Below are 18,493 nucleotides of genomic sequence, written 5' to 3' on the forward strand. Positions count from 1 at the left end.
TTCCTTAACCAATATTGATGATGCCGCCTTTAATCTGCGTCATACCGCTTCCTTGCACCGTGGTCATCGCGCCTTTAAGCTCGGCAGTACCGGAGCCTTCGATTTTGATCATCGTGCCGCTGATGGTGATACCGCTGGGCGAAATCGCGATTTTGTTGGAGCCGACTTTCAGCTCAATGGACTGCGTGGATTCGATCACACAGGTTTTGTCGGTTTTGATCTTGCCGCTACCACCGGTGGCGACAAGGGAGTAATTACCGTTCTGCAGGCTGGTGGTCACATTGCCGGTAACTTTTTGCTCCATATCTCCTTTTTCGAGAGTGATATGCAGCGAGCCTTTTTTCAGGACTAGCTTGTCGTTACCTTTGGTTATTTCCGTGTCGCGATTTGCGCCAATTTTGCTTTTAACTTCGTGCGTGACATCGCTGGTAACATCGTTCTTCACCGTCAGTAACAGATCTTTTTGCGCGATAATCGTTAACTTCTCTTCGTCTTTCTTGTCGTTAAAACTCAAGCGATGACCGTCTTCCATTCCTCCATTACTGGAGCTGCGCGTTACGAAGCCTGACTCGGTTTTCTCATCCGGTAAGGCGAAAGGCAGTTTGTTCTGGCCGTTGTAAACAGAGCCTGTTACCAGTGGAAAATCCGGGTTGCCTTGAACAAAACTCACTAATACTTCGCTGCCGATGCGGGGAATAAACTGAAAGCCGAATTTACTGCCGGTCCAGGGTTGTGAGATGCGCACCCAGCACGAACTGGTATCGTCATTTTTGCCATCCATGTCCCATGGAAACTGGATTTTGATACGCCCGTATTCGTCGGTGTGAATCTCTTCGGAAGAAGGGCCAACGACTTTGGCAATCAGCACACCGGCAATCTCTGGCGGTGTACGGGTGCAGATCGGACGCCACCTGACATTGTTTTGCAGCGACTGAATTTCACAGTGATAGCCACCCGCGCCGCTTTCGAAATTATTGGTAGCCTCAAAGTTGAGGGCCTGAATGCGGTAGCTGCCACTGTCTGTGGGGTGATCTATCAGGTTGAAAACTTCGCCGCAGCTTAGCCAGTGTGCGTTGACGGTTGCGTCGTACATAGTGGCGTTGGTTTCAAAAGCCTCCATTGTATTTTGGGCTTTGCTGGTGAGCTGTGAGCGTTCGTTGAGTGGGGTAATATCCGTAAACTTCAACGCGTCGATTTTTTGCGTATTAGCGGTTGATGTGATGTGGTCTTCCACGGCAGCCGCTTTTTGCATGTTGTAGCCGGAAAATTCAACTTTAGAAGGGACCAGCAATGAGCTGGAGGACCAACTGTCAATATTGCCGGGCGTCAGGATTTTTCCCTGATGGTGCCAGGGCAGAGAGGGAGCTTTCGCCATCGGGTGCCCGGTTGGCTGATCCGCTAGCACCAGGGTGTGCTGGTTTTCCTGATGCTTGAAGAAGTAATAGATACCTTCTTCTTCCAGCAGACGGCTGATGAAATCGAAGTCAGACTCGCGGTACTGAACGCAGTATTCCCGTTTCTGATAGCTATTACGCAACTGGTAATCCACCTGATTGATATGGTGTTCACCGAGAAGTTTGCCAACCACATCAGGGACGGTGATATTTTGCCAGACACGCATTGAGCGTCCCATGCGGAGCAGCGCTAAAGTGGGCTCCAGTCTGAGAAGGCATATCGTCTGGTTATCAGCATCCCGCCCGCGTTGAATGTGGGTCACTGTGCCATGAAGGTAACGTTGTGGCAGGTTGTGTAAACCGTCACCAATCTGACAGGAAACACTCTGGCCATGTAAAGCCGCAATTCCTTTTTCATTAAGTGCAGTCAGGGAACGTAATTCATAGCAAAAAGGGGAGGAAATCGCCTCATTGCCCTTTACTGAAAGCAGTAATAAGTCGGAGGCGATTGGACCGTTCCAGTGCAGAAAGTGATTTTTCTGCGTCTCTTTTAGCTGTGCTGTTAATAACATTCTCATCTTCCTTTTGAGGCAATCAGTAATTCCATCGTTGTTGCAAAAGCAAGCACTCTACTTATTTATACGGGCAACGGCAGACAGACATTAATCAATGCAGCAGGGTCGGGGTGACCGATACAAATATCCAGCCCCAACCGACCCACCCCTAATGGAACAGGCGAGCTATTGCCACTGCTAATAGTGATGTGGATTGAGAAACCTAGCCCCGGCCCAACGTATTCCCGAATGCGCGTCCAGATCTCTTGATAAAACTTGCCCTGGGGAGTGAAATGCTGCGACCGTTCTTGCTCCATCGGCCCGAAAGTGACATCAAAATGCGACTGAATATCCCAACGTACACGGCCTAGCATGGGGGCCGTTTCCAGACGCTGCGCGGAATTTCCCAGTTGGGAATGTTCAGTTTCATCCACCGTTGCCCAACCTCCGGTGAAAGGGGTGATATGCACTGGAATGCCATAATAGTGGCTGAACCACACTTCCAGATTCACCAAAGACCGCACCGGTGACGAAAACAAATGGGCATAGTTTTCCCCGCAAGAGACCGACGGAGATGCCAATAAACCGGTTAACGCCATCGTCGCCTGCTGCAAGGGCAGTTGGGTTTCAGACTCGGCAAGAGCATAAAGATGGTTTTTTTGCCATGCGAGGTAATCCAGGCAGTAAAGCCGGTGACCAAACATATCCAGAAAGGCTTTCGCGCTGTGGTCACCATAACGACACTGGCGTTCGATCATCCATTCGGTATAAGCCGTGGGAAGTGCGCCTTGGGCACCCGTCAGCCCGTTCTGCCATAACGTGATACGCAATGGATCGTCCGGAGTAGCCTGATCGATACTGGCGATCTGGCCTGCAGGTGTATCAAGGGAAAGGGTGGAAACAAGCTGAAAATGGTTATCCAGCCAGTCTGCCGTGCCGGTTTTGCCGCGACGCAGTTTGTGCATTAACGTGCGAATCTGTTGATAGAAATTAAAGCGGCTGGTGATACGGGTTAAATCCATGACAGTTTTCCTGCCCGCACAGGCCAGATACGGCGGGTATGTTCTTCATTTTCAATCAGCGTTGTCACGCGGGTAAAGCTGTTGACCGGCGCATACAACCCGAGAAAATGATCAAGAAAACAACACAGCAAAAAATATTCAGGTTCGTTCAGCGCGTCGTGAGTAAAAGTCAGCGTCAGGGCCATACCGCGCGCAAGCGTCTGTGGGTCGTTGGCTACTAACCGTGCGGTAATTGGTTTTACCTCAAGATGCAGGATCATATTAATGATACGCGTGATAGCCGGACGATCATGGAAGTTGTATAGCATCAGCGTTTCACGCAGCACCTGCACACCCTGGCTACCGCTTAGCAGCATATGGTTGAGGGACAACTGAGAGATAAGACGCCAGCGTACGGCACTTTTATCCGGCGGTAATATCGTACGCGTAGGGCGGTTAAGCGCACTGATCTTCAGGTTGGCTAACGGTAGATCAGAATCAAAATCGCCATCAGGGTGGCCATTCTTAATCTGACTCGGTATATCCCCATTCGTGCAGGTTAAGCTCAGGGTAACCATGTCGGTTTTCGGTGAAACGGGCTGGCTGTTAAGGTTGGCAAAGGCGATGAACATTTTACGTTCAGCCCCTGTAACGGTCACTGTTTCGCGTAGAAAACTCTGCCAGTAGATACCTGTATCGCCATCAATGCGTGAGTGGTCGATACCAAATAGCGGCTGGACGGGAATTATCGGCCGTTCCACTTCATCTTTCCCCTGAATAAAAACATGGTTGATGGCCCAGACATCAATCTGCTTCTGCCGACGTATATCAGGGATTACCGGGTACTCTGCGATGTTCTCTGTCAGGACGATGGGTTCGGCGCGCTGAGCAAACAGGTTGATAGCAGGGGTACAATTGAGTCTGAAAAAAGAGGCATCAATAACCTTTGCCAGTTTCTCCAACTGGTGATTCAGATGTGTGCGGTTAAATATGATTTCAAAACTGAATTCAGAACTTGCATTCGCATGGAAATTGTCAGGTAACTGAATATCCAGAAAATAGAACTTTTGAGGGAAGAAAAAATAATCCTGTATCAGTGCATGAATGGGGGCCACGCGGGGATCCTGTGCAATAAGCCCCTCTTCATGTTTAAACCCAGCCGGGCTTATTGCCGTGCTGTTTAATGGGTAAAAAGCGTGATCTTGATAAACGCTTAGCTGCTTGATCTCAGAGCATAGCAGTGTGTAAAGGATATTTACCGCATTACTGGGGCCATGCAAAAACAGACGTAGAGTTTCGCCAGCCACCACAGCACCAGACCAAACCTGAAAACTTAAATGCAGATGCCAATTAAAGCTCTGTTCATCAAAACTTAATCGAGCCTGGCCCAGCGACAAGGGTAAAAGGACAACAGGATAGACAGTCTGGAACTGACAGATTGCTTCATCTATATGCCGTGAAAATAGCGAGGCGCCTGCAGCAATACTATTCCTGTCAGTAATACCACTGGTTTGGCGATTTGGCTCAATAGACACAATGCATGTCGATGGCATCACCCGTAAAAACTGTGGGGCGATAGTGGTTAGCAACGCTTCGGTGAGCTCAGGCATATCGTCGTCTAAACGTTGATGTATGCGCGAAGTTAATAATGCAAAAGACTCAATAATTCTTTCAACATGTGGGTCTTCTGACTCCCCCTCGATCATACCCAAACGGCGGGCAATCTTTGGGAAGCGGCTGGCAAATACCTTGCCATGCTGCTTTAAAAAGGCCAGTTCTTTCTGGTAATACGACAGGAGCCTATTCATTGAAATAAAACTTACCCGTGCAGTCATCCCATACCAGCGCAAAATTCACGGGCAATGTTTTATGCAAAGCATTTATTTCAAATATGATGTTAGAAGATTCATTCATTTTAGTGATAATTACAACGTCGGTTAAACGCGGTTCGAAACGCAGCAAGGTGTTTTTTATCCGTTCTTCAATTACAGTTTTCCGTCGGTCTGTATCATGAATTTGTGAAACCGATTCATTGATCCCATAATTTAATACCGAGGCATTTACCAGCGGTAAATTTTCAATCCATGCAAAACGAGCACGTGAAGAAAAAAGCATCTTGAGCTCGTTAAGGAGCCAGGTGCTTTTTTCTTCACTCTGATAATGTTCGTTTTCATCCTGGGGAAAGTTATCACTCAGGCGTAGTAATAACGAAGGCATGTTGAAACCTCATATTAAATAAAGCAGTGCTCGCACACTGCTTCGAAATAAATAGCTTATTTAAGCGCTTTCTCTGGAATGTCGTATTTAATTGGTCCGATTTTATCCAGTCCAGTTTCCAGTGCATTCGGCACATTGAATGTCACTTCAACCATTCCTTCATAAGTGAAAGAAAGGTTCATAAATAATTTTTCACGCATTTCAAAGTTCAGGCTATTGAATTTGCAATCGTTATAAACAGAACGCTGAATTTCATAGTCCTGGTCGAACTGGTCGGAACCACGATGAACAATAGTGATGGAGATTTTTTTATAACCGCGCTTCAAATATTGCTCGTATAAAGTGCTGGTCTCTTTCGTGACCAGAATAGAAGCATCGCAGGATTCAAAATAGGTCCCATCGCGACCGGCATAGGTAGACAGGCCAGCAGGAGAATACCCCTCCATCCAGCCCTTATATTTTTTTTCTTCAGAAGAACCGGCAACATCTTTACCGTCGATAGTGATCTGAATGAACTGACAATCTTTCAACTTTGCCATTATTTATTTCCTTTCTATAAATGACAGTTAAGCACTGGCCGCCGCAGGCAAATCTGCGACCAAACGCAGTGACATACTTAAACCTTCCAATTGGAAGTGAGGTTTTAAATAGGCAATCGCACGAAAAGTACCAGGGAAGCCAGGTACTTCTACAACTTCAACGCTTGCTTCACGCAGCGGATAACGGGCTTTGGTTTCCGGCCCGGCGTTATCTGACGCGACGACATATTGCATGATCCATTTCTGCAAATACTCTTCGCATTCGCTTCGGGACATGAAACTACCGACTTTGTCGCGGACAATTGACTTCAGGTAATGAGCAAACCGTGATGTTGCCAGAATGTACTGTAACTGGCTTGAAAGCCGCGCGTTGGCATTAGCTTGATCGGAATTATAAAGCCGTGGTTTGTTAACCGATTGCACCGCGAAGAACGCGGCGTAATCGGTCCCTTTGCAATGAACCAAAGGAATAAAGCCAAGGTCGGACAACTCTTTTTCACGGCGATCGGAAATTGCTACCTGCGTTGGGCATTGCATGACACGCTCACCGCTGGCAGACACGTAATTATAGGCTGGCAGGGCATTTACCAGACCGCCACCTTCCACACCACGAATTGATGCGCACCAGCCATATTGCTCGAAAGAGTCGATAACGCGGCCTGCCAGTTCGTAGGCAGAGTTAATCCACAAATAGTCGGAGCCAACCTCATTTTCCCGGATGTGCTCTTCAAAACCGAAGGTCTCGACAGCAATGGTTTTTGCTCCATACGGCATACGGCCAAGTACGGCGGGCAGCGTCAGGCCAATATAACGGCTGTCGTCCGTTTGGCGGAAGGAACGCCACCGGGCGTAATCGGTGGTGTCGAACATTTTCGCCAGATCGCGCGGGCGCGGCATGTCAGAGAAGTCGTTCATTGAGAGCATGCCCGGAGCAATCGCGCTCAGGAATGGGGCATGAGCCGCAGCAGCCACGTGCGAGATTTGCTCCAGAAGTTCAATATCCTGAGGGGTATTATCAAACTGGAAATCGCCGACAAAGGCTGAGAACGGGACGCCACCGAATGTGCCATACTCGCTTTCATAGACAGATTTAAACAGTATCGATTGGTCGAAATCGGATGCCGATTTAAAATCTTTGATCAAATCTTGTTTGGTACATTGCAGCACGCGAACCTGAGTATTTTCGGTGACGCTGGATGAGACCAGTTTGTGCAAGCCACGCCAGGATGATTCCTTTTTCTGAAATTCTGGCGCATGCATAATCAGGCTGATCTGGTTGGAAAGTAACTCGTCAATGGCGGTAATACGAGCTTCAATGCTACCGATTAGATCGCTCGATACTACTACTGCGCCTGAAACAACTTCCGCAAGAAAGTTATTCAATTGTGATTTCATGCGATCACGGTCAGATTCACGACGGATTGCCTGAGAGTTATCGATCATTTTATCCAGATAATCTTCACTCAGCGTTGGCGCATCGGCCACATTCAGTATGTGCTCAGCACTCATTCTTCGTCTCCTTGAGTATTATCCAGGCAGGAAGATGCGAAGGTCTGGTTGTTCAATAACTGAGAAAGCTGCTCTTTCAGGCGTTCATTACTGGCCGCACGATTACGCAGATCGCAAAGTTGTTCACGTAATTCGATCAGTTTGCGCAATGGCTCAACCTGGCGGGCAATATTGTCCGGAGAAAAATCATCAATACTATTAAATACTAGCGAAACAGCCAGATTACCCGGCTGAGAAGGGAGTGCGCTTTCTACTACAAACTCAGCCTCCGGCTTCATTGATGACATGATTCCGCTAAAATTGTCTTTATCAATATTGAGGAATTTTCGTTCACGAAGAGAATCGTGGCTTTTTGTAAAATCACCCATCACGCCAATCACAAGCGGTAATTCTTTAACCGTTTGTGCATTCCCAATATCCACGTCATAGGTGATTTGTACACGGGGTGGCCTTGCTTTATCTAATTTATGCTGTGTATTACTCATATTTTTTACCCAGGATCATTTGACTGATTAATATCCAACTCAAGAATTGTTAAATCCATTTCCAAAACTAATATCATGATTTTATTTAAAGCCACTGACTATCAACGAGAGAATGTCCAGTAATGATTTCTGCAAGTTCATAAAAAATTTTATTACGCATCAGCATTCATTTTCTCTATCGGTGAAGCAATAACATGGGATTAATCACCACGTTTGCAATCGATACGCTCTCCATCACAATAACTCCAGAAGTTTCTTGAAGGTTTCAAAAGATTCCCAATTAATTTATGGAAAGTAATATAGATTTTTTCTGTATAAGTCTGCAATAGGATTTTAATGTATTCTAACATCAATTGATTGGTCCAAATATGGACTGATAAATTCGTTGACATATAAATGACGGCCAAATCATACTGCTATTTTATAGGGTGGTGACCTGAAAGTGTTTTTATTATTGAAAATTTAAATGATTTCATAAAAATAATTATCTGTTTATTCTGGTTTGCGAGGGTGAGTGCCTGGGTATATCAGGGTTTAAATAGACCCTGAATTACATTTATTTTGCGATTTTTATTTTTCATAGCCTGTAAAATCATAAGGGTCTTTATGCCAAATAAATTCGGTTCGAAAAGTAATGGGAAATCAGTTTTTTATTCTCCTTCACCGTCATCTGTTACTCCCATACCCGTTACATCGACATCATTACAAGCTCCAGCAACACAAAATCAATTGTTTATTCTGGGGAGGAATTCACCTGTGGATTATTTTCTGATTCAAGTGAGTTCCACCCCTAAATTCAGGCCCACTGTTCATGGCCGCTTTTTATTTGCTATCCTGGAAAAGGAACCTGAAAATATTTATTGTGGCCAACCCTATGATCTTCTCAATAGACTAATGGAAGGTAAACAACGAAATATTAGCAGGTATAACAGTGAAACCTTAACGCAGTCCTATCAAAGCCAACGCCGAGGAAGCGATCCCGGGCTTGGAACAAATGGTCATAGTAGCCATCCATTCCATGCATTTTTATGTAACAATCGTGTTGAAATTGAAGGTCATACCTCCATCACAAAATGGAAACCTGTACTTTTTGCAGGAGATATGACTTTTAACAATGGAGTACTGACGTCCTGGACGAATAATAGCGGCCATTACCGGCCCTCTGCGCAATTACGTCGCTGCAACTTATCTGCAAAGATTAGGAAGATGCTTCCAGATCATCTCTTTCAGGAATGTATTTTTAGCGATTCGACAGCCAATGGTTTGTCTGGTTCATTTCTTTCACGTCATCTTTCTGATTTTTCTAGTTGAATGACGTTGATAAAATATTTACCTATACGTACCGATAATTAAAGAGAAATAAATGTACAATATTATTATTGAGAACGATATTAAAGTTCTTTATCGTGCTGACAGCCGTAGTCCTAATGAAATAAAAGCTGTTGGTGGGTTCTCTATGTCACGCTCAATTGATGATGCGGGTACTCTGGGGAAATACAACAACGGACGTGTTCTTGAACCCATTATTTATACGGCATCCACCTATAGAGGAATGAGACATTTTGGGGAGCAATCGCGCACAGAAAAATTCTATTATGAAATAGACAGTACTGGATATTCAGTTGCCCGCTATAAAACAAACACTGAGAAGCCAGCAGCCAGACGCAACCTTACTTTGCATTTAAGGCAACAAGCAGCCTTTATGGAAAAGGTCATTGGTGCTGGGTGGCAAGACAAAAGCGATAGAGAACTTGCGCAATTATTATTGGTTGGATGTGTGCCAGAACCCTCATGGTTCGATAAGACGTTAGATGTAGAGGAGTGTCATATCATTGGTGCTCCACACCAACTTCATGCTCCGCAACTTTTCCATACCAACGGACCGTTCCCAATCATTGTTCCTCTTACTCGAATAAAGTTTGTTGGGACGAATCAACCTCTTAGGTTGGCAATGCCAGAACCTTTGAGCCGATAAGAAGAGTCTCTTCTATTTCTATGTATCCACGGTTCGCCACCGATAGTGGCGTATCGCAGGGCTATCCTGTCTGTGAAATAGAATGCATCTTCCATGCCTGGTCCAAGTGAATCGTATCAACTTTGTTTATTTCTCATTTAGTTATGTATAAACCCGGAAGAAAAAATGCCTATTTTCGAAAAAAACAATTTCCGTTTTAGACAATATGAAGTCCAGTCCAGAGGTGGATTATGCTGTGGTATTAGTCTTGCTTTACTTGCTGATCTTGCTGAGTGCCATCAAGATAAAAACCTTAAATTATCTGCAACCCGGTCTTTTCATCGTTCAAGAGATTTTTCCCTGATGCTTAAAACATCAAGGAATATCCTTATGAATTATACCCTTCCTGGGTTTACCGCATTCAGGCAAAGAATACTCAATTTGCAAACGCGTAATGGGGCTAAAAAATTTAATGAAATTGACGAGAAAGGTATTTCTGGGGCAGTTCTTTTGAAGCTTTCTGTGGGCGCTGTCGATGATCGAAAAAACGCAGGGAGTGCATACAGAACCCGAAGCTGGGACTATGTTCAGAATCATATGGGATTAGCCGTATTTGAAGGGAATGGAGACGTTTTTATTTTTGATCCTAATTGTGGTGGTGCGCTTGTTCATTGGCAGGCTGACTCTTATTTACCGACACCCGCTAAATTAGTTGATTCAGTTTTATTGCGAATGTATCGCTTATATGACAGGGAGAATGGGAAAAGAACTGCCAGCCTTAAACGGTTTGAATGTTTGCCTTACGATGAATTGCCCTTTGGTGAAGCTGATAATTTATTAGACATAAAATCTCCCGCTATGTAAGCAGAGAACGCTATTATTAATACCTAAGCTGAGTCATTTTCAGGTAACAGACAAATCATTGCGGGGCGATACAACCCCGCATTTTTGTGCTCAATTAAATGCCACCAGCTAACCTATTCTTCTCAAGACTCATGCCATATTTGGCCGTCATAATGCCGGTCTGGAATTGCATCGTTTTTGTTTGCTCGTACGCATCCTCCCCGTCTTTTATATCCATATCCCGCAGTTGATCGCTCAGTGATTTCACTAAAAGCTCACCATAACCTTTATGCTCATAATCAGCACCTTCGAGGCAGGAAAGGGTGGCCAGGCGGTCGAATAACTGTAGATCCTCTGACAGGAAGGCGTTCTGAGTCATTCTGGTGCCGGTTTTGTGTTCCCACTGAAGGATTATTTCATTGCGAAACTGCTTCGGCGCCTCATTCTGGCAGTTCTTCACAATTTCCGGGGCAAGAGCTGCGGTGCGTAGTATCGATGTGCTTTGCCCGTTCATGACTTCATTCCAGTTAGTCACATAATCGCTGGCGATAATATTTTCTGTTTCGCCTGCAAAGGTGTTGAATACGCCACTTAATAGCAATGCCGGGATGAAAAATACTGTATTTAGCTTCATGTTATTGTCTTAAAACCGCATGGTATAAATAAAGTTAATATCTGGATTTGAAAAAATGAAGGTTTTTTACATGTTAACCAAATTAATGCGACAAATATTAACAAACGAAATTTATGGGCTGTGAAAAATAAAAACCGCAAATACAGGTTGCCATTTTAAATCCGCGAATCAAAGGTGAAATTATTTTAGTTGCGGTTAATTAATGACCAGCATTTGATGGTTTTTTAATTGATACAGAGCGTTAGGTAAATACCGCTTATTAATTAATGTCCAAAAATGTACACAATTAAATCTGCTGGCGTTTATTATTATTGAGAGGGTATATACGCATAACAGGAGGGACGATGGTTGATGTTCACAGCAAGGCCGTTCGCAGCAAAAACATGCGTGCCATTGGAACGCGGGATACTGCCATCGAAAAACGCCTGGCAGGTTTACTGAGCGAGTGTGGATTCACGTTCCGCGTACAGGATGCATCCCTTGCCGGGCGCCCGGACTTTGTCATTGATGAGCACCGCTGCGTGCTCTTCGCTCACGGCTGCTTCTGGCACCATCACGACTGCTATCTCTTCAAAGTTCCGGCAACGCGAACTGAGTTCTGGCTTGAAAAAATCGGTAAAAATGTCGCGCGCGATAAACGGGATATCACACGTTTGATTGGCGAAGGGTGGCGAGTCCTGCTGGTCTGGGAGTGTGCTCTGCGCGGGCGTAAAAAGCTGAGTGACAGCGCATTGTGCGAGCGGCTGGAAGAGTGGATTTGCAGCGGGGGTAAATACGCGCAGATAGATACTCAGGGAATTAGTGCGTTTGATGATAACGGGTGGCAGATGCCACCCGAGAATTGATTACTTCTCTATTTCACACACGGTCACCACCGGCTTTGGGGGCAGCAGATATTTCCCCAACGTGACCAGCACCACGGCAAAAATAATCACCCCCAGCGCCAGCCACTCCACCGGTGATAAACTTTCTCCGGCAAAACCTGTGCCCAATAATACGGCTACGACCGGGTTAACGTAGGCATAGCTAGTTGCCACCGCAGGCGCGACATTGCGAATAAGATACATATACGCGCTGATGGCAATAATCGACCCAAATAACGAGAGATACGCCACGGCCATAAAGCCTGCGGGCGTCGGCATGGCGGTAAGACGCTCACCGGTTAGCGCAGAAGCGGCAAGCAGCACAATGCCCGCGGCGAGCATTTCAACGGTTCCGGCCATCAAACCGGTGGGTAACTCAATCCGGGAACCGTAAACCGAACCAAACGCCCAGCTCAGGGAGCCAATCAAGATTAACAGCGCGCCCCACGGATTGCCGCTCAGGTTTCCGCCGCTGTTAAGCAGCACGATACCCGCAAGGCCAATGGCGATGCCGAGCCATTCCAGTTTACGGGTTTGAATCCCGAACAGTCGGCTAAAACAGAGCGTAAAGAGCGGAACGGTCGCTACCATCACGGCAGCAATGCCGGAAGGAACATGCTGATGTTCAGCCACGGTCACAAAGCCGTTGCCTACCGCCAGTAACAATACGCCAATTAATGCGGCGTTAAGCATCGGGCGCAGGGCAGGCAATTTATGGCCGCGCAACAATAAAACGCTCATCAACAGCACACCTGCAACCATAAAGCGCACTCCAGCCATCATAAACGGCGGCCAACTTTTCACCCCAATGGCAATGGCAAAATAGGTGGAACCCCAGATGATATACAACGCAAAGAGTGCAGCAACCAGCGGCAATAATTGACCCGAACGAACGCGCATGTCTTCTCTCAATTCATTAGCAATAGTGCTAATAGTTAACGTCAAAACTATCTTTCTGGCGAGTATTTTACTTACCGGCGTAATGTTAATTTTTATTGACATACTTGTTTCATTTTCACCGGCTGGCTTTTGTTCCATACTGGTGAATAGACAAACAAAAAAAGGATGCTCATTTTGGCGGGAAGTAGCTTATTAACATTGCTCGATGATATTGCCACCTTATTGGACGATATCTCAATGATGGGAAAACTGGCGGCGAAGAAAACCGCCGGGGTACTGGGCGATGATTTATCGCTTAATGCACAACAAGTTTCCGGTGTGCGGGCCAATCGAGAAATACCGGTGGTGTGGCGGGTCGCGAAAGGGTCTTTTCTCAACAAATTGATTCTCGTGCCTCTGGCGCTGGTGATCAGCGCTTTCGCGCCGTGGGCCATCACGCCGTTATTAATGATTGGCGGTGCGTTTCTTTGTTACGAAGGCGTGGAGAAGGTAATGCATACGCTTCATGCCCGCAAACACAAAGAGACGCCCGAAGAGCGGCAAAAACGCCTCGATGAGATAGCCGCTCAGGACCCGTTAGTTTATGAAAGCGACAAAGTAAAAGGGGCGATTCGCACCGACTTTATTCTGTCGGCGGAAATCATCGCCATCACGTTAGGCATCGTAGCGGATGCGCCGCTACTCAATCAGGTGCTGGTGCTGTCCGGGATCGCCATCGTCGTTACCATTGGCGTTTATGGCCTGGTGGGGATTATCGTCAAGCTCGACGACCTGGGTTTTTGGCTGGTGGAAAAAACCTCGGCAGTTGCACGCGGTATCGGGAAAGGTTTGTTGGTTCTGGCTCCGTGGCTGATGAAGTTCTTGTCGGTCGTCGGCACCCTGGCGATGTTTTTGGTGGGCGGTGGGATTCTGGTGCACGGTATTCCGGTTCTGCATCACGCCATCGAAAACGGGGCACAAAAGTTCGGTGGTTTCGTGCACTTATTTGCGCCTACGCTCGCCAATCTGGTGATCGGTTTTATTATCGGGGCAATTGTCCTGGCGGTGGTTAACGGCATAAACCGCCTGCGAGGGAAGGCTGCGCACTGATCATTTGCACAAATTTTCATTGTAAACCAGGCAAAACGCTAACTCATTGACTATAACTTTAGAAGTTTTCACCCCTGATACAGGAGGCAGTTATGGTCTATGTGGTCAGCGATGAAGTCCAGCCTAAAAATGGTGGCCCAAGGATGATTGTTACCGGGTTTTCCAGCGGTATGGTGGAGTGTCGTTGGTATGATGGTTATGGTGTAAAGCGCGAAGCCTTCCGTGAGGATGACTTAGCCCCGCTGGCGACAGGGGGAAGCGCACAAGGATAAGCTGAAAAAACCCGGTGAAACTGACCGGGTTTTTTTATAAATATACTTCCCCTGAATATATTTACCCTTAGTAATCATCGTGGCGAATAATGTATGATTCTCTGTATAAGAATCGGCCCACGCCTTGCGATAATCCTGGATACGGCAGATATAAATGGCTTTAGAAAATTGCGGTATCAGGGAGAGTGTCAGTGTTTGGCAATGCAATTCAACGCGTAATAAGCCGTTTTAAAAGCCCGCAAAAAGTCGTTAACATCTGTTTTATCGTGGTATTTTTGTTCTCGACGGTGCTGACCTGGCGTGAAGCGATGGTGCTTGAAGGTGCCTACGTTGCTAACCAGCGTAACAGCCTTGATAGCGTCGCCACCTTGCTCGACAGGCAACTGCAGCACAACATCGATAACCTGCTGTTTTATCGCAATGCCATGCAATATGCGCTGCAATCCCCGATCTCAACCGACAGAACCCGCAAATCGCTGGCGGATTTTGACCTTTTACGCACCCAGCCTTTCTGGCAATTACGCCTGGATATGAACCGCAGCCTGCCGATGAGCGGGGTGTCTGATGAATTTGTGAATAGCAGCCCGTTGCTCGACCGTGACGAAAAGACGCTTCACTCGGAACTCAGCTCGGCGCTGGAATTAAGTTATATCATGCGTTTATCCGACAGATCGCGACCGTTACAGCAACGGATGTTTTATGCTTCACGCAGCGGATTTTTCCTCACCAGCACGCCGCCGGCCAATGACCCGAAGATCATCGCACTCTATTACCGCCTGATTGCGCAGCCCTATTTTTCGTCCCAGTCCCCGCAAAATAACCCGTCGCGAACCCTGAAATGGACGCATACCTTTGCCCCTGTTTTTGCCTCCGGGCAAATCCTTACTGCGACGGTCCCGCTGGACTATAACGGGCGTTGGTATGGCGTTCTGGCGTTGGATTACCCCATCGAGTCGCTGCACAGTTTTTTACAGCAAGCCAAATATGACGACCATGAAGGCACGGTGCTGCTGTATGACAACGAATTCAATCCTATAGCAACTTCTGCTGAAAACTTGCCGAAGCATCCGTTATTTACCGAGCCCCAACTGGCACAAATTGCCGGTGTCGTGACGGCGGCAAAGCAGGGCGATCAGGGTGAATTACGCATGGACAGCCGTTTTATCACCTGGGCGAAGCTCAACAATTTTGATGGCCTGCTGGTAAAAGTTCACACCCTGCAAGAAGGGGTACAAGGTGAGTTTGGCCGGATCAGTATCGTCCTGAGCGTTCTGTGGGTGCTGTTTACGCTGATGCTGTTTGTCTCCTGGATTGTGATTCGCAATCTGGTAAATAACATGTATAGCCTGCAACAGACGCTCTCCTGGCGTGCCAACTACGACACATTAACCCGCTTGTATAACCGGGGGGCTTTCTTTGATATTGCGCGGGCGTTATCGAAGCAATGCCAGCAACAAAAGGTGCCGTTCTCTGTCATTCAGATGGATCTCGATCTCTTCAAAAGCATCAACGACAGGTTTGGGCACAGCAGCGGAGACAAAGTCCTCGCCCACGCGGCAGCGATGCTCAGCGATGCGTTTCGTCATGGCGACGTGGCAGGGCGCGTGGGGGGCGAAGAGTTTTGTATTGTTCTGCCTGGCACCACGCTTGAAGAGGCCGTGAAAGTGGCCGAGCGCATCCGCGTGCGCATTAATAGCAGGGAGCTGCTGTTAAAGCAGGGGAATACGGTCAGGATCAGCGCCTCGTTTGGCGTGAGCAGCGCATTCGAATTTAACGATTACGATTTTGAGCGGCTGCAAACCTATGCGGACCATCGCCTATATAAAGCGAAGCAAAATGGCCGCAATCAGGTTTGTAGTGCGGATTAAATGAGAAGTTATTTAAGAGGGATAAAGTGATCAAGACCCTCTTTCCAGCCTTCAGGGCCATAGGCCTGCGTGCGATAGACCCGCTGGGCGTTATCATTTTGTAGCGTCACCGCCTGGCGGCTATAGCCTTTGACGATCACAGCATAATCAACGCTTTCGAGCAGCGGTGCATCGGCTGGACTGTCGCCAAGCCCAAGGGTGATATGGGGTTTCCCTTCGCGATGCTGAAACTGCTCTTGTAGCCAGTGAAGCGCTTTATCTTTGCCCGCCTGCATGTCCAGAACATGCCAGAATCGCCCGCCCTGCAACATCATCAAACCCAGCGCCGCGAGCTGGTCATTAAATGCTGCCAACTGTTCGTCGGTATCCCGCCAGATTAAGGTTTCCGAGGCTTCGCTGAGTTTGGCAAGACTTGCCTGGTTGCGGGTAAGCCCCGTCAATTCGCACAGGGTACTTTCGTCGACATCGGCGAAGCAGGTGAATTTAAAACCAAACTTTTGGCGCAGCTTATCAAGCAGGGAGAACAGTTCTTCATGGCGAATGCCGGTTAACAGGCGAGGGTAGTCTTTATGGTCGCTCCAGCGCGCATCAAGTTGAATCACCGCCCCGTTCTCTGCGATAAACGCCTGCCCGGTTAAGGCCAGGGCATTTTGCCAGTCAATAATTTCCGCCGCGCTTTTCGCGCTACACAAAATTAAGGGGATATTGTGGTCGCGTAATACCTCAATCCACGGACGTGCGGCTTCCCAATTGTAGGAATGATGTTCCAGTAGCGTGCCATCAAGATCGGAAACAATTAATAACGGTTCGTGCAACTGCGGCATGGCGCTTCTCCTAAAATTCAAAAACAGTGATCCTGATAGATAGGAAAACTCTCAATTAAAATTTTATCTAATCATAAATAAGTAGACGCACTGACGCGTCCAGGCCGCGACGCATAAGGATTTACGGCGTTTTTTGCCGTGTCCATTGTCACTTTTCAGCTATCCATACTATGAATATTTCATTGTTTTGAAATAAATTTACGGTAATGTGAGCACACATCAGATTTCCTGATGTAACGAATTTTTCAAGTGCTTCTTGCGTACGCAAGTTTCATCCCGGCTTTCTTGCCGGGATTCTTTTATCAGCGGTTCACTTCGTTAACGCTAAAATCATGGATATCCAGCTCAAAAGCCTCCGCAAGTTCGGAATAGGTGTGCCATGTGCGGCCATCGATACTTACCCGATGCGGATCGTCATTGGCACGCGTCACCTCGCTTTCGCTTATCTCATTGATGGCCGCTAACAGCGCATCAACATCAATGCCTGCGGTTTCATTGAGCTCTTTCGCGGTCTTCATGCTGTCGCCCTCCAGATGTACCCGAGTGTAAGTATAGACGGTTAACTAAATGCTCACGGCGGCTTACCATCCGATGCGAATGAGTCGTTTTTGATCTACACTGGCACAAAGAAACCGGAGGACTTTTGTTATGAATATCAACGATCGCGTCACAGTCAAAACCGATGGCGGCCCGCGTCGGCCAGGCGTTGTGTTAGCAGTCGAGCAATTTAGTGAAGGGACGATGTATCTGGTGTCGCTCGAGGAGTACCCGCTGGGCATCTGGTTCTTTAACGAGTTAGGCCACCCGGACGGTATTTTTGTGGAGCGCTCTGAATAATCTATTTTCGGTGGATGACGCTTGCGCTTATCCACCCTACAAATTTCGGTTTGTAGGCCGGGTAAGCGCAGCGCCACCCGTCATCAACGTAAATTAACAAAAATCCCGTTGGTAACATTATCGGTCAAACGCACCACGTGATAAATCACCTGCTTATTGTGCGTCTTTATCTTGCGTTTAATATTGCCTTTGTGAGAGGAGACCGTTTTCGCTTTGATATTCATCTGGTCGGATATTTGAATCGTGCCTTGTCCGGACATCCACATTTTAAGCATACTGGACTCGGTACGGCTTAATGATAACGTGGGTAAATTAATATGCCCGATGCAGTGCGCATTCTTTGCTAAATATTCTGAAAGGATTTCGTCCAGTGATTCTGGTTTTATAGATTTTGAACTGATCAGTAGATTGCTGCGGACCAAAAGATATTCATCAAAATGAATATTGGCTATCGCCATAAACACCAGAAATAAAGTATTGGGATGCTGATTAATGATCTGCTTAATTCGCTCGCTACTTTGCGCATCATGAATAAAACAGTCTTCATTAATAAACACCACATTCGGCGTCTGAGTTTCACAGGCGAGCGAGAGTTCCTCTATCGTCTCGACGTTGGTCATCTGTCGTTTTCGGATACCACGGCTGGTCAAATATCCTGTTAATCCCAACCGGGTATAGCTGCATAGGTCCATAATGATCGTTGACATAAT

At 46.9% G+C, this 18,493-nt stretch carries 20 protein-coding genes; 8 read left to right on the forward strand and 12 right to left on the reverse strand.

The genetic code is table 11. The annotated features are described in order from the left end of the window. Positions 1 to 4: 4 nt before the first annotated feature. From AB1E22_RS17715 to tssB, 7 genes are all read right to left on the reverse strand, one after another. On the reverse strand, positions 5 to 1,966 hold the full coding sequence (locus AB1E22_RS17715) for a type VI secretion system Vgr family protein (RefSeq protein WP_367596538.1): 1,962 nt from the start codon (positions 1,964 to 1,966) through the stop codon (positions 5 to 7). A gap of 65 nt (positions 1,967 to 2,031) precedes the next feature. Continuing rightward, the gene (gene tssG, locus AB1E22_RS17720; protein ID WP_367596539.1) at positions 2,032 to 2,970 is read right to left on the reverse strand and encodes a type VI secretion system baseplate subunit TssG; all 939 of its coding nucleotides are present in this window, start codon (positions 2,968 to 2,970) and stop codon (positions 2,032 to 2,034) included. Further along, positions 2,961 to 4,784 carry a type VI secretion system baseplate subunit TssF gene (tssF, locus tag AB1E22_RS17725; protein ID WP_367596540.1) on the reverse strand — a complete coding sequence of 608 codons (1,824 nt, stop codon included), beginning with the start codon at positions 4,782 to 4,784 and terminating at the stop codon, positions 2,961 to 2,963. Before tssF ends, tssG begins: the two co-directional genes overlap by 10 nt. Then, positions 4,750 to 5,166, reverse strand: a complete 417-nt coding sequence (locus AB1E22_RS17730) for a type VI secretion system baseplate subunit TssE (protein WP_367596541.1) — start codon at positions 5,164 to 5,166, stop codon at positions 4,750 to 4,752. Before AB1E22_RS17730 ends, tssF begins: the two co-directional genes overlap by 35 nt. Before the next feature lie 56 nt (positions 5,167 to 5,222). Then, positions 5,223 to 5,705 carry a hypothetical protein gene (locus tag AB1E22_RS17735; RefSeq protein ID WP_367596542.1) on the reverse strand — a complete coding sequence of 161 codons (483 nt, stop codon included), beginning with the start codon at positions 5,703 to 5,705 and terminating at the stop codon, positions 5,223 to 5,225. Positions 5,706 to 5,732: 27 nt separating this feature from the next. Next, a complete protein-coding gene (gene tssC, locus AB1E22_RS17740) occupies positions 5,733 to 7,214 on the reverse strand; it encodes a type VI secretion system contractile sheath large subunit (protein ID WP_367596543.1) in 1,482 nt (493 codons plus the stop codon). After that, positions 7,211 to 7,699 carry a type VI secretion system contractile sheath small subunit gene (tssB, locus tag AB1E22_RS17745; RefSeq protein WP_367596545.1) on the reverse strand — a complete coding sequence of 163 codons (489 nt, stop codon included), beginning with the start codon at positions 7,697 to 7,699 and terminating at the stop codon, positions 7,211 to 7,213. The genes tssC and tssB overlap by 4 nt, the downstream gene beginning before the upstream one ends. A 606-nt stretch (positions 7,700 to 8,305) precedes the next feature. Between tssB and AB1E22_RS17750 the strand changes: the two genes are divergently transcribed. From AB1E22_RS17750 to AB1E22_RS17760, 3 genes are all read left to right on the forward strand, one after another. Beyond that, positions 8,306 to 9,010: a hypothetical protein gene (locus tag AB1E22_RS17750; RefSeq protein WP_367596546.1), complete on the forward strand. Its 705-nt coding sequence runs from the start codon at positions 8,306 to 8,308 to the stop codon at positions 9,008 to 9,010. Between the two features lie 52 nt (positions 9,011 to 9,062). After that, positions 9,063 to 9,674 (forward strand): hypothetical protein, encoded by a 612-nt coding sequence (locus AB1E22_RS17755; protein WP_367596548.1) that lies wholly within the window; start codon positions 9,063 to 9,065, stop codon positions 9,672 to 9,674. 165 nt (positions 9,675 to 9,839) lie between these two features. Continuing rightward, positions 9,840 to 10,517 (forward strand): hypothetical protein, encoded by a 678-nt coding sequence (locus AB1E22_RS17760; RefSeq protein ID WP_367596549.1) that lies wholly within the window; start codon positions 9,840 to 9,842, stop codon positions 10,515 to 10,517. 94 nt (positions 10,518 to 10,611) lie between these two features. Here the strand turns inward: AB1E22_RS17760 and AB1E22_RS17765 are convergent, their stop codons facing one another. After that, positions 10,612 to 11,130: a hypothetical protein gene (locus AB1E22_RS17765; RefSeq protein ID WP_367596550.1), complete on the reverse strand. Its 519-nt coding sequence runs from the start codon at positions 11,128 to 11,130 to the stop codon at positions 10,612 to 10,614. 344 nt (positions 11,131 to 11,474) lie between these two features. Between AB1E22_RS17765 and AB1E22_RS17770 the strand changes: the two genes are divergently transcribed. Then, on the forward strand, positions 11,475 to 11,975 hold the full coding sequence (locus tag AB1E22_RS17770; RefSeq protein WP_367596551.1) for a very short patch repair endonuclease: 501 nt from the start codon (positions 11,475 to 11,477) through the stop codon (positions 11,973 to 11,975). Here the strand turns inward: AB1E22_RS17770 and yedA are convergent, their stop codons facing one another. Then, on the reverse strand, positions 11,976 to 12,893 hold the full coding sequence (gene yedA, locus AB1E22_RS17775; RefSeq protein ID WP_367596552.1) for a drug/metabolite exporter YedA: 918 nt from the start codon (positions 12,891 to 12,893) through the stop codon (positions 11,976 to 11,978). A gap of 174 nt (positions 12,894 to 13,067) precedes the next feature. Here yedA and AB1E22_RS17780 point away from each other — a divergent pair, with 174 nt between their 5' ends. From AB1E22_RS17780 to dgcQ, 3 genes are all read left to right on the forward strand, one after another. Next, positions 13,068 to 13,982, forward strand: coding sequence for a DUF808 domain-containing protein (locus tag AB1E22_RS17780; protein WP_367596553.1), 915 nt, complete (start codon positions 13,068 to 13,070; stop codon positions 13,980 to 13,982). Positions 13,983 to 14,074: 92 nt separating this feature from the next. After that, a complete protein-coding gene (locus AB1E22_RS17785) occupies positions 14,075 to 14,254 on the forward strand; it encodes a YodC family protein (RefSeq protein WP_367596554.1) in 180 nt (59 codons plus the stop codon). Positions 14,255 to 14,445: 191 nt separating this feature from the next. Next, positions 14,446 to 16,122, forward strand: coding sequence for a cellulose biosynthesis regulator diguanylate cyclase DgcQ (gene dgcQ / locus AB1E22_RS17790; RefSeq protein WP_367596555.1), 1,677 nt, complete (start codon positions 14,446 to 14,448; stop codon positions 16,120 to 16,122). Between the two features lie 8 nt (positions 16,123 to 16,130). Here dgcQ and AB1E22_RS17795 read toward each other — a convergent pair whose 3' ends face one another. After that, positions 16,131 to 16,946 (reverse strand): mannosyl-3-phosphoglycerate phosphatase-related protein, encoded by an 816-nt coding sequence (locus AB1E22_RS17795; RefSeq protein ID WP_367596556.1) that lies wholly within the window; start codon positions 16,944 to 16,946, stop codon positions 16,131 to 16,133. A gap of 302 nt (positions 16,947 to 17,248) precedes the next feature. Next, positions 17,249 to 17,464, reverse strand: a complete 216-nt coding sequence (gene yodD, locus AB1E22_RS17800; protein ID WP_367596557.1) for a YodD family peroxide/acid resistance protein — start codon at positions 17,462 to 17,464, stop codon at positions 17,249 to 17,251. Positions 17,465 to 17,594: 130 nt separating this feature from the next. Here yodD and dsrB point away from each other — a divergent pair, with 130 nt between their 5' ends. Then, positions 17,595 to 17,783 carry a protein DsrB gene (gene dsrB, locus AB1E22_RS17805; RefSeq protein ID WP_367596558.1) on the forward strand — a complete coding sequence of 63 codons (189 nt, stop codon included), beginning with the start codon at positions 17,595 to 17,597 and terminating at the stop codon, positions 17,781 to 17,783. An 83-nt stretch (positions 17,784 to 17,866) separates the two neighbouring features. Here the strand turns inward: dsrB and rcsA are convergent, their stop codons facing one another. Then, positions 17,867 to 18,490: a transcriptional regulator RcsA gene (rcsA, locus tag AB1E22_RS17810; protein ID WP_367596559.1), complete on the reverse strand. Its 624-nt coding sequence runs from the start codon at positions 18,488 to 18,490 to the stop codon at positions 17,867 to 17,869. Positions 18,491 to 18,493 lie beyond the last annotated feature (3 nt).

The sequence above is a fragment of the Buttiauxella gaviniae genome (assembly GCF_040786275.1).
GTDB lineage: Bacteria > Pseudomonadota > Gammaproteobacteria > Enterobacterales > Enterobacteriaceae > Buttiauxella > Buttiauxella gaviniae_A.